The organism is Arthrobacter sp. zg-Y877 (assembly GCF_030373105.1).
Lineage (GTDB): Bacteria > Actinomycetota > Actinomycetes > Actinomycetales > Micrococcaceae > Arthrobacter_B.
Genome location: NZ_JAUCPU010000003.1, coordinates 110,145 through 124,169, shown reverse-complemented (window position 1 = coordinate 124,169; position 14,025 = coordinate 110,145). Strand labels below are relative to the sequence as shown.

The window sequence follows — 14,025 nt, the reverse complement described above, 5'->3', positions numbered from 1 at the left end:
GTTTTTAGACGTTGCCGGGCAGGAATCCTGTGGTAGAAAACCGGCTCCACCGGCAACGACTCCATAGGCAATAACCACAGAGGAACAGTAAATTCATGGACGATGCGCGGCAGGCCAGTGCCCCTTTCGAACGGGTGGGACGAAGGGACTACGGCTACAACATCCGCCAGGTCGATGAGTTCCTGACCAAGGCCCGGAACTACTACAACTCCGATTCGACGTCGGCCCACCGGGTCACCAGCGCCGATGTCCGGTCCATGGCCTTCGATCCGGCCAAGGGCGGCTACGAGCCGCAGGCGGTGGACGCGGCCCTGGACCGCCTGGAGGATGTCTTCGCGCAGCGCGAGCGTGACCACCTCATTGCCGAGCGCGGAGAAGAAGCGTGGCTGCTGCAGATCGGCCGGATGTCAGCGGTGCTCCGTGCCCGGCTGCACCGCAAGCCGGGGGAGCGGTTCCGCCGGCCGGCCAAGAAGCGCGTGACCAGCTACAACGTCAAGGACGTTGATGCCCTGTGCAACGAGCTCCTCGGCTACTTTGAACATGACCGGCCGCTCAGTGTTGACGTGGTGCGCCGCGCCGTCTTCCGCGAGACGAAGGGTGGCCAGGGCTACGAGGAAAGCCAGGTGGACGCCTTCCTGGACCGCGTCGTCGAACTGATGGCGTCCATAGACTAGGAACGCCCCACGCCCCGCGCCCCACGTCCCCACGCCTACGGCGTTCCGGCCCACGCCTACGGCGTTCCGGCCCCCGGCCGGTCCCGGTCGAGGGGCTCCGGGGTATGCAGCCGGGCCAGGAATTTTGCCGCACCGCCCGGCGCGGAACCGGCAGTCATCCGGGACACCAGCACCATCACGCCAAAAGCCGCAGGCACTGTCCACGCAGCAGGCTGCTCGATCCAGGCGGGAATTGCCGCGCCGGTCCGGGGCAGGACAGCGCCGGCCGCCATCGCACCGCCGCACAGCAGCGCACCCGTCAGCATCCCCGCACCGGCACCGGGTGCCGTGAGCCGGCGCCACCAGACCCCGAGCACGAGCAGGGGGCAGAGGGTGGACGCGGTGAACGCAAACACCATGCCGACGCTCCCCGCCAGCGCCGAGGATTCGGTGAGCAGGGCAATGCCCAGCGGTACGACGGCGGCCAGCACGGCTGAGACCCGGAACCCACGGACGCTGCCGCGGAAGAATTCCTGGCTGATCACCCCCGCCAGCGAGACGGTCAGTCCGCTGCTCGTGGAGAGGAACGCGGCAAACGCTCCGGCAGTGACCAAAGCTGCCAGCAGGTCCCCGGAGGCCCCGTCGAAAACACGCCCGGGCAGCAGCAGCACGGTTGAGTCCGACGCCCCCTCGGCCGCAAGGTCCGGGGCATAGATCCTGCCCAGCACCCCGTAGGTGATCGGGAAGATGTAGAACAGCGAGAGCAGGCCCAGGACAATCAGCGTGGTCCGCCGGGCGGACGCTCCGTCCGGGTTGGTGTAAAAACGCACCAGCACGTGCGGAAGGCCCAGGGTGCCGCAGAGCAGGGCGATGCTCAGGGAAATGTTCCGGTAGAGCGGTGCATGCGTTTCCGGGTTCAACGCCTCGGCCAGGAGCTGCCCGCCGTCGGCCCCCGGCGGTCCGTCGCCGGCAAGCCGGAACAGAATGAAGAGCACCGGCACCGCAATGGCCACCAGTTTCAGCCAGTACTGGAAGGCCTGGACAAACGTAATGGAGCGCATTCCTCCGGTCACCACGCTCAGGCAGACGACGCCGGTCACTACCAGGCAGCCGATCCACGCGGGGAGCCCGGTGGTGATGCGCATGGTGAGGGCCGCGCCGTGCATCTGCGGCACGATGTACAGCCAGCCGATTGTGATCACCAGCAGGCTGGTCAGCCTCCGCACCGGAAGGGACTCCAGCCGGGCGGCGGCGAAGTCCGGAACCGTGTAGGCCCCGGAGCGGCGCAGCGGAGCCGCCACGAAGAGCAGGAGCATCAGGTAGCCGCCGGTATAGCCGATGGGGAACCACAACGCATCCACGCCGGAAGCGACAATCAGGCCGGCCACCCCTAGGAAGCTGGCCGCCGAGAGGTATTCACCGCCGATGGCCGACGCATTCCACCAGGGCTTCACGGTGCGTGATGCTACGTAGAAGTCGCTGGTGGTCCGTGAAATCCGCAGTCCGTAGAACCCGATCAGCAGTGTTGCGGCGCAGACCAGGGCCAGCGCTGTGTAGCCGATGCCGGGACTCATAGCCGCTGCCGTGTCCAAGGCCACTGCTACTGCCCGTCCATCAGGTCGCGGTACCGGTTTTCGTTGCGCTGGGCGCTGAGCACGTAGAGCAGACCGCAGCCGATGACGAGCGGATACACTCCGACGCCGAGCAGGATCCACGGTGCGGGGACGCCGAAGACCGACAGTTCGGCGATCACCGGCAGGAACGCCAGCAGCACCGGGACGCCAAGGAGGATCAGCAGGAATCCGCCGCCGACCACCAGTGCCAGCCGGAGCTGGCTGCGGATCAGCGAGCCGATGATCAGCTCGCCCACTTCGGACTGTTCATCAAGTTCCCGGGACACGGGGAAGGGTGCCGCCCCGGTGCCGGGCGCGGTGACGCGGATCCGCTCCGGCACCGGATCCGGGGTGGACTGCCCGTTCACTGCGTGGGCCGGACGCGGCCGGCGTCGAGCGTGGTGCGCACTGCCGGCAGATGCCGCCGGCTGACCGGCAGGTCCACGTCGCCCAGCCGCACACTGGTCCGGCCGCCCGTCAGCCGTACCTGGCGGATGTGGCTCCGCGCCACCAGGAACGACCGGTGGATCCGCACGAAACCGGCACCGGCCCACTGTTCTTCCAGATCCGCCAGCGGTACCCGGATCAGGTAGCTCGCGTCCGCGGTGTGCAGCCTGGCGTAATCGCCCTGCGCCTGGACGTAACGGATCTCGCCGCGCGGGATGATTTTGGTCGTGGCACCCTGGACTACGGTGACGACGTCGGCGTCTTCGGGCTCGGCGTCGGAAACGGTCTCGCAGATCCGCCGCACAGACTCGGCCAGCCGCTCCGGCCGTACCGGTTTAAGCAGGTAGTCCAGTGCGGCCAGGTCGAAGGCGTGCAGGGCCTGGTCCTCGTCCGCGGTTACGAAGACGACGGCGGGGGGACGTTCCCGCCGGCCCAGCGCCTTCGCAATCTCCAGTCCGGAGAGGGCGGGCATGTGGATGTCGAGGAACACGGCGTCGACGTCGCGGGTCTCTATCTCGTGCAGTGCCTGGGCGCCGCTGGCGGCCCGGTGGACCGTGCCGATGCGGGCATCCTGGCCCAGGAGGTAGGCGAGCTCCTCGACGGCGGGGGCTTCGTCGTCGGCCACTACGACGGTGAGCGGCCGGAGGGGTTTGCGCATGGTGAACAGGTTACGCGTTCGTTGGGCGGTTCTCGGGCTGCGACTTGGGAACACGCATGGTGATCAGGGTTCCGGCGCCGGGGGCAGTGTCAATGACCAGCCCGTGGTTTTCGCCGTATACCTGCCGCAGCCGCACGTCCACGTTGCGAAGACCCACGTGGTCGCCGTCGGCATGCCCGGCCAGGACGGAGCGTAGGTAGTCGGGGTCCATGCCCACTCCGTTGTCTTCGATGGTGATCACCGCGTCCGCGCCGGCGTCGACGGCGGCAATGCTGATCCGTCCCTGTCCGTCTTTGGTTTCCAGGCCGTGGCGGACAGAGTTCTCCACCAGCGGCTGCAGGGACAGGAACGGGATGACAGTGCCCAGCACCTCGGGGGCAATCTGCAGGGCGACCTTCAGCCGTTCCCCAAAGCGCGCCCGTTCCAGCAGCAGGTACCGGTCAACCGATTCCAGTTCCTGGGCGATGGTGGTGAAGTTGCCGTGCCGGCGGAACGAATAGCGGGTGAAATCGGCGAATTCGACCACAAGTTCCCGGGCACGGGAAGGATCGGTATTGATATAGGAAGCGATGGCGTTCAGCGAGTTGTAGATGAAGTGCGGGCTGATCTGCGCCCGGAGCGCCCGGACTTCGGCCTCCATCAGCTGGGCCCGGGAGGCGTCGAGCTCGGCCAGTTCCACCTGCGTGGCAAGCCAGGCCGCCACCTCGTTGACCGCCCGGACAAGTCCGGCGCGGACCTCCGGGGCGAAGATGGCGACGGTTCCCACCGTCTGGCCGTTCACCGGCAGGGGAGAGATCAACAGTTCGCGTCCGGTGTCCTGCAGCCCAAGGGCCCGCAGCGCGGCACCACGGAAGACCCGGGTCCGGCCGGAACCCAGGACCAGTGCCGCAGCGGCCAGCAGCCGCTCCCGGCGGAAGGGCGAGTCATTGACCGTGCCGTCCCAGGCCAGGACGGCCGACGCATCCGTGATCACCAGCGTGTCGCAGCCCAACAAGTCACGCAGGTGACGGCTGGCCCGGCCCGCCCCGGCGGGGGTCAGCCCGGCGCGCAGATGTGCGGACGCGAGCGAGGCGGTGTGGAGGGTGGCGTAGGTGGCCCGCTCGGCGTCGGACCCCAGATCCCGCTGCGATCGGCTGAGCCGGAAACCGAGGGTGCCCACCGCTGCCACTGTCAGGACGGCTATGGCGCAGACCAGGGCGATGTCGACGGCGGGACTCAGCATGGACCAACCCTAACGTCCCGGAGCCCGCACTGCCGTTTAGCGCTGTTGAGTGCTGTTCGGCGCCGTTCACCGCATGGAACTGACCGTTCACCGACGCCGGAGCGCGCTGGGCGGACACGTATGACGTGAGTGTAGGAAAGTGATGAGCGTCACAGCTTGCACAGCGTCGTGTCCTGACCTCCACAGGTGGATGCCGCGCCGAGCGGGCCCCTATGAAGGAGGAACAATGGCTGAAGAGCAGCCGGTTTCACACGCTGCGCACCCGGAACAGGTGGACTTCCGGGAAGTCCAGAGCTCGCCCGAGTTCCAGGAACTGCGCAAGCGCCAGCGCAGCTTTATTTTCCCGATGGCCGTGGTTTTCCTGGTCTGGTATTTCGCCTACGTCCTGCTGGCCGATTACGCGCACGGGTTTATGTCCACCCCAGTGATCGGGAACATCAACATGGGCCTGATCCTCGGCCTGCTGCAGTTCGTGAGCACGTTCGGTATCACCATGTGGTACGTCAGCTACGCCAACCGCAAGATGGACCCCATCGCGGCGGACCTCCGCCGTGACCTTGAGGCACACGGAGTGCGCCGCCCGGAGGAGACCAAGTGAACAGCCTGCACATTTCCGCCGCCACCGAAGTCACGGCGGAGTCCATCAAGGACACCGGACTGCTGAACATGATCATCTTCGGCGTGTTCGTTGCCGTCACCCTCGTGGTGGTGCTGCGCGCGAGCCGCAACAACAAGACGGCCGCCGACTACTACGCGGCCGGCCGGTCCTTCACGGGCCCGCAGAACGGCACCGCCATTGCCGGCGACTACCTCTCGGCCGCCTCCTTCCTGGGTATTGTCGGAGCCATCGCGGTCAACGGCTACGACGGCTTCCTGTATTCGATCGGGTTCCTCGTCGCCTGGCTGGTGGCACTGCTCCTTGTCGCCGAAATGCTCCGCAACACAGGCAAGTTCACGATGGCGGATGTGCTGTCGTTCCGCCTCAAGCAGCGTCCTGTCCGCATCGCCGCAGCCATCACGACGCTCGCTGTCTGCTTCTTCTACCTCCTGGCGCAGATGGCAGGCGCCGGCGGTCTGGTGTCCCTGCTGATAGGTATTGACAGCAAGGTCGGACAGTCTGTGGTGATCAGCGTCGTCGGCGCCCTGATGATCATCTACGTACTGGTCGGCGGCATGAAGGGCACCACCTGGGTGCAGATCATCAAGGCCTTCCTGCTGATTACCGGTGCGGCCGTCATGACGGTGTGGGTCCTGGCCCTGCACGGGTTCAACCTCTCGGAGCTCCTTGGAGCGGCCGTCGAGACGACCGGCAACGCCGCCATCCTGGATCCGGGGCTGCAGTACGGCAAGTCGGAGACCTCCAAGCTGGACTTTGTCTCCCTCGGACTGGCCCTGGTGCTCGGCACCGCAGCCCTGCCGCACGTGTTGATGCGCTTCTACACCGTCCCCACGGCAAAGGAAGCCCGCCGTTCGGTCGTGTGGGCCATCTGGCTGATCGGCATCTTCTACCTGTTCACGCTGGTTCTCGGCTACGGAGCCGCGGCCCTGATCGGTTCGGAAGCCATCGCGAGCGCTCCAGGCGGAGTGAACTCGGCAGCACCGCTGCTGGCCTTCGCACTGGGTGGACCGGTGCTGCTGGGACTGATCTCCGCCGTTGCCTTCGCCACCATCCTCGCGGTGGTTGCCGGCCTTACCATCACGGCAGCAGCGTCCTTCGCCCACGACATCTACGCCAACGTCATCCGCAAGGGTGAGGTCGACGCAGACGGTGAGGTGAAGGTAGCCCGCAGCACGGTGGTGGTGATCGGCATCATCTCGATCCTGGGCGGCATTGGTGCACAGGGGCAGAATGTCGCCTTCCTGGTGGCCCTCGCCTTCGCAGTGGCGGCCAGTGCCAACCTGCCCACGATCGTCTACTCGCTCTACTGGAGGAAGTTCTCCACGCAGGGTGCCCTGTGGAGCATGTACGGCGGCCTCGGGTCGGCAATCCTGCTCATTGCGTTCTCGCCCGTGGTTTCAGGTGCGGAAACCTCCATGATCGCCGGTATGGACTTCCAGTGGTTCCCGCTCAACAACCCCGGAATCGTTTCCATCCCGCTGGCCTTCTTCCTGGGCTGGCTGGGCACGGTGTTGGATAAGAACACCGAATCCGCCGTCAAGCAGGCGGAAATGGAAGTCCGGTCCCTGACCGGCGTCGGCGCCGAGAAGGCCGTGGACCACTAAAGGTCCCGTTCAACCGCAGTACAAAGGCAGGCTCCGCTTAGGCGGGGCCTGCCTTTGCTGCAGCAGCGCCGCGGTGCAGCAGGGGAGCGGCGCGCAGGGGAATGAGTTCGCCCATGGCCAGGTTGGTGTCGCAGCGTTCAACGCCCTCAATGGCCAGGATCTGTTTGTTGATGCGGAACAGGTCCTCGGCGTCCGCCGCCACCACACGCAGCAGGAGATCGGCATCTCCGGTAAGGCCGTGGGCCTCCGTCACCTCCGGCAGGCCGGCCAGGTCCGCAGTGATCCGGGCCAGGCTGGGTTGGTGGACATGCACATGGACAAAGGCCATCAGCGGATAGCCGAGCGCCGCAGTGCTGATCCGGCGTTCAAACGGCAGGAACGCCCCCTTGCGTTCCAGGCCCGCCAGCCGGGCCTGGACAGTGTTGCGAGAGAGGCCGAGTTCCGCTGCCAGGGCCACCGCCGTCCGGGTTGAATCCTCCGTGAGGGCCAGCAGAAGCCGGAGGTCGGTGGCGTCCAGGGGCTGCATAGTGCGCAACGCTAGCACGGGGATTTTCCTCTTTATAGGGCAGGATGCCCAGTTTTTCCGGGAATGGTTGTGCCGGGTGCTGGGTGTGAGTAGGGTCACACTTACCCGGGCAATGGAGCCCGGGCATCGGTTTGGTCCCGCCACCCAGGGGCCGAAACACGGAAGGATGCGTATCCAAGTGTCCCTGCATTCCCCGGTGCGGCACCCGGAAAACTCCGGCAGCACACCCACCGACCCCTACGTCCAGCTGATCACTCCGGACGGTGTCCGCACCCCGGACCCCCTCTATGACCGATGGGTCCAGGACATCGACGGTGCCCGCCTGCGGGAGCTGTACATCGATATGGCCGTCATCCGCCGGATCGACACTGAAGCCACCGCCCTGCAGCGGCAGGGCGAACTGGGGTTGTGGCCGCCGCTGCTCGGCCAGGAAGCCGCGCAGATCGGGTCGGGACGCTCGCTGCGAACCTCGGACTTCGTTTTCTCCAGCTACCGGGAGAACGGCGTCGCCTACTGCCGCGGGGTGGGCATGGAGGACCTGATGCGGGTCTGGCGCGGCAACGCCGCCGCCGGCTGGGACCCCTACACAGTCAACATGGCACCCACTCAGGTGATCATCGGTGCCCAGGCACTGCATGCCGCCGGCTATGCCATGGGCATCACGCGTGACGGTTCAGACGACGCCGCCGTCAGCTACTTCGGCGACGGAGCCACCAGCCAGGGGGACGTCAACGAAGCCATGGTCTTCGCCGCCAGCTTCAGCGCCCCCGTGGTCTTCTTCTGCACCAACAACCAATGGGCGATTTCCGAGCCGGTGACCCTGCAGGCCCAGGTGCCCATCGCCAACCGCGCCCCCGGTTTCGGCATCCCGTCCATCCGGGTGGACGGCAACGACGTGCTGGCCGTGATGGCCGCAACCCGGGAAGCCTTGGACCGTGCCCGCACCGGCAACGGACCCACCTTCATTGAAGCCGTGACTTACCGGATGGGTCCGCACACCACGGCGGACGATCCCACCCGCTACCGCGACGACGCCGAACTGGAACAGTGGCGCGCCAAGGATCCGCTGTCCCGGGTCCAGGCACTGCTGGCGTCCATGGGACTTTTCACCGACGAATTCGAGGCAGAGGCCCGCACCCGTGCCGACACCGCAGCTGCCGAGCTGCGTGCGGCCTGCCTGGGCATGCCCGACCCTGTACCCGCGGACGTTTTCGCCCATGTCTATTCCGAGCCGCACTCCTGGCTGGACCGCCAGCAGGAGCAGTATTCGCGCTATCTCAGCGCTTTCGCCGGCGAGGAGAACCGTAAATGACCAGCATGACTTTCGGCCGGGCGATCACCGCCGGCCTGCGGCGCGCAATGGAGCAGGATCCCCGGGTCCTGATTATGGGTGAGGACGTTGGCAAACTCGGCGGCGTCTTCCGGATCACCGACGGACTCCAGCAGGACTTCGGGCCGCAGCGAGTGGTGGATACCCCGCTCGCCGAGTCGGGAATCATGGGTACCGCCGTCGGCCTGGCCTTCCGCGGCTACCGGCCCGTGGTGGAGATCCAGTTCGACGGGTTCATCTACCCGGCCTTCGACCAGATTGTGTCCCAGGTGGCGAAGATGCATTACCGCACCCGTGGAGCCGTGAAGCTGCCACTGACCATCCGTGTTCCGTTCGGCGGCGGCATCGGCTCACCGGAACACCACTCGGAATCACCCGAAGCCTATTTCACCCACACCTCCGGGCTGCGCGTGATCAGTGTGTCCAATCCCCAGGACGCGTACACGATGATCCAGCAGGCCATCGCCTCCGATGACCCGGTGCTCTACTTCGAACCGAAGCGCCGCTACCACGTGAAAGGCGAGGTGGATGAAGCCGCAGTTCCGCAGCTGCCCATGGGCGCCGCCCGCGTGGTGAGCGAAGGCAGCGACGTCACGCTGGTGGCCTACGGGCCGCTTGTTCCCACCGCCCGCGATGCCGCGGTGGCTGCCTCGGATGAGGGAGTCTCCATTGAAGTGATTGACCTGCGGTCGCTGGCGCCCATCGATTTCGCCACCGTGGAGGCATCCGTCCGGAAAACCGGCCGGCTGGTGGTCACGCATGAGGCTGCCCAGTCCGGCGGACTCGGTGCCGAGATTGCGGCCAGCATCACCGAGCGCTGCTTCGAGTACCTGGAGCACGCCCCGGTACGGGTGACGGGTTTCGATATCCCGTATCCGCCGGCCCGGCTCGAATCCCATCATCTTCCGGACCTCGACCGGATCCTCGACGGAGTGGACTGTGTCCTGGACCGGCCCAGCTCCCTGTCCGGTGCGGTCTCCGGATCGGCGGCGGGCTGATGCTGCGCGAATTCCGCCTTCCGGACCTGGGGGAGGGGCTCACCGAATCCGAGATCCTGAACTGGCACGTCAATGTGGGGGACAACGTCGAGCTGAACCAGGTGATTGCCGACGTGGAGACCGCCAAGGCCATAGTCGAGCTTCCGTCACCGTACGCCGGAATAGTGGCCCGCCTGCACGAACAGGCCGGAACCGTGGTCGAGGTCGGGTCGCCGATCGTGTCCTTCGAGGTGACCACGGGTGCGGATGCGGCCGACGCCGGTGGGGAACCCGTGCCGGCTAAGCGGGAGCCGAACCTGGTGGGCTACGGGGCCGTGCCGGATGCCACCGGCCGGCCGGCACGACGGCGGCGGCCGGCTTCCGGCCCCGCACCCGCAGCACCGCCTGCTCCCGCAGCACCACCTGAACCTGTTCCGTCACCTGTACCCGCACCCGACCCGACGGCCGCACCTTCCCGGGAGCGGCCGCGGTCCACGCCGCCGGTCCGCAAACTGGCCCGGGACATGGGGGTGGACCTTACCGAGGTGCAGGGATCGGGACCCGGCGGGCTCGTGGTGCGTGCCGACGTCGTCCGCGCTGCGTCACCGGCAGTTCCACTCGACGCCGCCTTGCCGATCGCCGCCTTGCCGATCGCCGGGCCAACGGCGCCGGCAGCAGCGCCGGAACGGGAGGAGCGGACACCGGTCTCGGGGATGCGGAAGCACACTGCGGCCGCCATGGTCGCGAGTGCCTTTACGGCGCCGCACGCCACTGTCTTCCTCACCGTGGATGTCACTCCCACCATGGACCTGCTGGCGCGGCTCCGGCAGCAGCCGGCCTTCAACGGGGTGAAGCTGTCCCCGCTGACGCTGGCAGCCAAGGCGGTCTGTCTCGGGGTGCGGCGCTTCCCTGCCCTGAACTCGCGGTGGGATGAGCAGGCGCGGGAAATCATCACATACAACTACGTGAACCTCGGCATTGCCGCGGCTACGCCGCGCGGGCTGATGGTTCCGAATATCAAGGATGCCCAGACGCTGAGCCTGCACGGACTTGCCGCTGCGGTGACGTCGCTGGCGCAGACAGCACGGGACGGGAAAACCCAGCCGGCGGACCTGGCCGGCGGAACCATCTCCATCTCCAACGTGGGGGTGTTCGGCGTCGACGCCGGAACGCCCATCCTGAATCCCGGTGAAGCAGGCATCCTGGCACTGGGAGCGGTCCGGCGGCAGCCGTGGGAGTACGAAGGGGCTGTTGCCCTGCGCTCGGTGATGACGCTGAGCCTCTCCTTCGACCACCGGCTAGTGGACGGCGAGCAGGGGGCAGGGTTCCTGGCCGACGTTGGGGCAGTGCTGGCCGAGCCCGCACTGGCGCTGGCCATGGCTTAGCCCTGCGTTTAAACGCAGGCAGGGCCCGGACCGGATCAGCTCCGGTACGGGCCCTGCTCGTTTGGAACCAGGGTGGGGAGCCTAGTTCAGCTCGAGTTCGAGTTCCTTCACGACGGCGCCGCGGGCATTGGCGAAGCCCTGCGTTTCACCGATGACGGTGAAGCCGTATTTCTCCAGGATGCGGATGGAGCTGGCATTGTCCGCAACGGCGCGTGCGCGGATGGGACGTTCGGTGAACTCTTCGAGGAAGAGCCCCACTGCGGCGGTGGTCAGGCCCTGGCCCCAGTGCTCCTTGTCGATCCAGTAGCTGATCTCGGGGATGTCCCCATCCCGGTAGGCGAGGATGCTGCCTACCACCTCGCCGTCCGCCACGATGGTGCGCACGGTGATGGCCGGGTCATTGAGGATGCTCTGCCAGTGATGGTCAAAAACGCCGCGGTCCGCCGGGTTCTTGGCACTGAACGCAGCCATATGGTTGGCACTCGGGTCCAGCTGGTGGGAGAAGAACTCCTCCAGGTCGGCGGGAACTACGGCACGAAGCTCAATCACGGCAGGTCTTTCTGCTCGGGGGTGGAGTTCAACCTGCCGGGAAGGGCCGGCAGGACTTGCAGCTACTGGGCGTTCAACGCCGCCCACGCCATTCTATCGAGCAGCGAACGCAGCTTTGCCGTCTCACGGGCGCTTGTGCTCCCGTGGACGGAATGGGACGTGGAATTGATCAGGCCGAAGACGCCCTGGGCCCGGCGGCGCAGCAGCGGAAGGTCGGTGCCCGGATGCAGGGCGGACAAGGCATCCACCCAAACCTCTACATACTGGCGCTGCAGCGAGCGGACCCGCCGCTCATCGTTTTCAGGCAGGCTGCCGAGATCCCGGTCCTGGACCCGGATCACGTCCGCCTGGCGGAGGGCGAAGTCAACCTGGAATTCCACCAGGCCGCGCAGGGCGATTTCCGGCGTCGCTGATTCGGCAGCTACCGCCTTCCCGCCCTCGAGCAGGTCCTGGCTGACTCCGATCAGCAGGGCGGAGAGCACCGCGGGCTTGCCGCTGAAATGCCGGTACACCGCCGGGCCGCTGACACCTGCGGCGGCGCCGAGCTCCTCAATGGAGACCCCGTTGTAGCCGCGCTCGGCAAACAGAGCCGCGGCGGCGTCGAGCATCGCTGCCCGCCGTGAGGCTTTCGCCTGGCTGCGGCCCGTTATCCGGACCGCGTCATTAGCTGCTTGGTCACTTGCTACGTCCATTCCCACCCTCCTGATTGGATCGCGCATTTATCCCCATTGTGGTGGACACCTCAGTTATTAACCAATAACCTGACTTGGGTTAGGGGTTATTAACCCAGCTTAGTGCACGGTTATCCCTCGCCACTGTTGCAGAAAGATGTCAATGGAGACACTGAAATCCGGGCTGGACACAGCTGCGGCGTCCTTTATGGAAAACACCGCGGCGCAGCAGGCCCTGGCACAAGAGCTGCGCGGGCGGCTGGCCGCGGCCGCCGTCGGCGGACCGGAGCTGTCCCGCGAGCGGCACACGGCACGGGGAAAGCTGCTGCCCCGGGAGCGCGTTGCCCGGCTGCTGGACGAGGGCAGCCCCTTCCTGGAGGTCGCGCCGCTGGCCGCCACGGACATGTACGACGGCGAGTGCCCCGGAGCGGGCCTGATCGCCGGCATCGGACTGGTGCAGGGCCGCCAGGTGATGGTCCTGTCCAATGACGCCACGGTCAAGGGCGGCACCTACTATCCAATGACCGTCAAAAAGCACCTGCGGGCCCAGGAAATTGCCTTGGAGAACCGGCTGCCGTGCATTTATCTCGTTGACTCCGGTGGAGCTTTCCTGCCCCGCCAGGATGAGGTGTTTCCCGACCGGGAGCATTTCGGCCGGATTTTCTTCAACCAGGCACAAATGTCCGCCGCGAAAATTCCGCAGGTCGCCGCCGTCCTCGGTTCCTGCACCGCGGGCGGTGCCTACGTTCCCGCGATGAGCGATGAAACCGTGATTGTGCGCAACCAGGGCACCATCTTCCTGGGCGGTCCGCCGCTGGTCAAAGCTGCCATCGGCGAGATCGTGACCGCGGAGGAGCTGGGCGGCGGAGACATCCACTCACGCATCAGCGGGGTCACCGACCACCTGGCCGAGAATGACACCCACGCCCTGGAAATCGTCCGCAGCATCGTGGAGACGTTTCCCCGGCAGGACCCCGTGATGGACCTGGCCGAGGTCCGGCCGCCGGCCTATGACCCGGAGGAAATCTACGGCGTCGTGCCCACCGATCTGCAGACCCCCTACGACGTGCGCGAACTGATTGCCCGCCTGGTGGACGCCAGCGAGTTCCACGAGTTCAAGAAGGAGTACGGCACCACCCTGGTGACCGGATTCGCCCGGCTGCACGGCCACCGGATCGGCATCGTGGCAAACAACGGGGTGCTGTTCAGCGAATCCGCACTCAAGGGCGCCCACTTCATTGAGCTGTGCGACCAGCGCGGCATCCCCCTGGTCTTCCTCCAGAACATCTCCGGCTTCATGGTGGGCCGGGACTATGAAGCCGGCGGCATCGCCAAGAACGGCGCCAAGATGGTCACCGCCGTCGCCACCTGCAGGGTTCCCAAGCTGACGGTGGTGGTGGGCGGATCCTTCGGGGCCGGCAACTACTCCATGTGCGGACGCGCCTACTCGCCGCGTTTCCTGTGGATGTGGCCGGCGGCCCGGATCTCCGTGATGGGCGGCGCCCAGGCCTCCTCGGTCCTGGCCACCGTCAAGCGGGACCAGATTGAGGGCCGCGGCGGGGAATGGTCCGCCGAGGAAGAGGAAGCGTTCCGGGCTCCCATCCGCGAAACCTATGAAACCCAGGGCCGCCCGTATTACTCGACGGCCCGGCTCTGGGACGACGGCATCATCGACCCCCTCGATACCCGCACCGTCCTGGGCCTGGCCCTGGATGTCTGCGCCAATGCGCCCCTGCCGGAGACTTCCTTCGGCCTGTTCCGGATGTGAGCG

General features: G+C 66.6%; 14 protein-coding genes. 7 read left to right on the top strand and 7 right to left on the bottom strand.

From position 1 onward, the window contains the following. Positions 1-95: 95 nt before the first annotated feature. Entirely contained in the window at positions 96-674 is a 579-nt protein-coding gene (locus QNO03_RS08065; RefSeq protein WP_229949995.1) for a DivIVA domain-containing protein, read from the top strand. Positions 675-730: 56 nt separating this feature from the next. Here QNO03_RS08065 and QNO03_RS08060 read toward each other — a convergent pair whose 3' ends face one another. The 4 genes from QNO03_RS08060 to QNO03_RS08045 are packed head-to-tail and all read right to left on the bottom strand — an operon-like array spanning position 731 to position 4,593. Beyond that, positions 731-2,227 (bottom strand): sodium/solute symporter, encoded by a 1,497-nt coding sequence (locus QNO03_RS08060; protein WP_289602907.1) that lies wholly within the window; start codon positions 2,225-2,227, stop codon positions 731-733. A gap of 26 nt (positions 2,228-2,253) precedes the next feature. Then, positions 2,254-2,634: a hypothetical protein gene (locus tag QNO03_RS08055; protein ID WP_229950000.1), complete on the bottom strand. Its 381-nt coding sequence runs from the start codon at positions 2,632-2,634 to the stop codon at positions 2,254-2,256. Continuing rightward, positions 2,631-3,371, bottom strand: coding sequence for a LytR/AlgR family response regulator transcription factor (locus tag QNO03_RS08050; RefSeq protein ID WP_229950002.1), 741 nt, complete (start codon positions 3,369-3,371; stop codon positions 2,631-2,633). Before QNO03_RS08050 ends, QNO03_RS08055 begins: the two co-directional genes overlap by 4 nt. A 10-nt stretch (positions 3,372-3,381) precedes the next feature. Beyond that, positions 3,382-4,593, bottom strand: a complete 1,212-nt coding sequence (locus tag QNO03_RS08045) for a sensor histidine kinase (protein WP_229950004.1) — start codon at positions 4,591-4,593, stop codon at positions 3,382-3,384. Positions 4,594-4,819: 226 nt separating this feature from the next. On the opposite strand from QNO03_RS08045, the gene QNO03_RS08040 reads away from it, so the two are divergent. Further along, positions 4,820-5,191: a DUF485 domain-containing protein gene (locus QNO03_RS08040; RefSeq protein WP_229950006.1), complete on the top strand. Its 372-nt coding sequence runs from the start codon at positions 4,820-4,822 to the stop codon at positions 5,189-5,191. 68 nt (positions 5,192-5,259) lie between these two features. Then, a complete protein-coding gene (locus tag QNO03_RS08035) occupies positions 5,260-6,816 on the top strand; it encodes a monocarboxylic acid transporter (protein WP_289603252.1) in 1,557 nt (518 codons plus the stop codon). Between the two features lie 37 nt (positions 6,817-6,853). Here QNO03_RS08035 and QNO03_RS08030 read toward each other — a convergent pair whose 3' ends face one another. After that, positions 6,854-7,342 (bottom strand): Lrp/AsnC family transcriptional regulator, encoded by a 489-nt coding sequence (locus QNO03_RS08030; protein ID WP_289603251.1) that lies wholly within the window; start codon positions 7,340-7,342, stop codon positions 6,854-6,856. 178 nt (positions 7,343-7,520) lie between these two features. Here QNO03_RS08030 and pdhA point away from each other — a divergent pair, with 178 nt between their 5' ends. The 3 genes from pdhA to QNO03_RS08015 are packed head-to-tail and all read left to right on the top strand — an operon-like array spanning position 7,521 to position 11,034. Next, positions 7,521-8,654: a pyruvate dehydrogenase (acetyl-transferring) E1 component subunit alpha gene (gene pdhA / locus QNO03_RS08025; protein ID WP_502874564.1), complete on the top strand. Its 1,134-nt coding sequence runs from the start codon at positions 7,521-7,523 to the stop codon at positions 8,652-8,654. Next, positions 8,651-9,670, top strand: coding sequence for an alpha-ketoacid dehydrogenase subunit beta (locus QNO03_RS08020; protein ID WP_289602906.1), 1,020 nt, complete (start codon positions 8,651-8,653; stop codon positions 9,668-9,670). Before pdhA ends, QNO03_RS08020 begins: the two co-directional genes overlap by 4 nt. After that, a complete protein-coding gene (locus QNO03_RS08015) occupies positions 9,670-11,034 on the top strand; it encodes a dihydrolipoamide acetyltransferase family protein (protein WP_289602905.1) in 1,365 nt (454 codons plus the stop codon). The genes QNO03_RS08020 and QNO03_RS08015 overlap by 1 nt, the downstream gene beginning before the upstream one ends. A gap of 81 nt (positions 11,035-11,115) precedes the next feature. Here the strand turns inward: QNO03_RS08015 and QNO03_RS08010 are convergent, their stop codons facing one another. Both QNO03_RS08010 and QNO03_RS08005 read right to left on the bottom strand, forming a co-directional pair. Beyond that, positions 11,116-11,583 (bottom strand): GNAT family N-acetyltransferase, encoded by a 468-nt coding sequence (locus QNO03_RS08010; RefSeq protein ID WP_229950012.1) that lies wholly within the window; start codon positions 11,581-11,583, stop codon positions 11,116-11,118. A gap of 62 nt (positions 11,584-11,645) precedes the next feature. Beyond that, positions 11,646-12,275 carry a TetR/AcrR family transcriptional regulator gene (locus tag QNO03_RS08005; RefSeq protein WP_289602904.1) on the bottom strand — a complete coding sequence of 210 codons (630 nt, stop codon included), beginning with the start codon at positions 12,273-12,275 and terminating at the stop codon, positions 11,646-11,648. Between the two features lie 142 nt (positions 12,276-12,417). Between QNO03_RS08005 and QNO03_RS08000 the strand changes: the two genes are divergently transcribed. After that, entirely contained in the window at positions 12,418-14,022 is a 1,605-nt protein-coding gene (locus QNO03_RS08000) for a carboxyl transferase domain-containing protein (RefSeq protein ID WP_289602903.1), read from the top strand. The last annotated feature ends 3 nt before the right edge of the window (positions 14,023-14,025 follow it).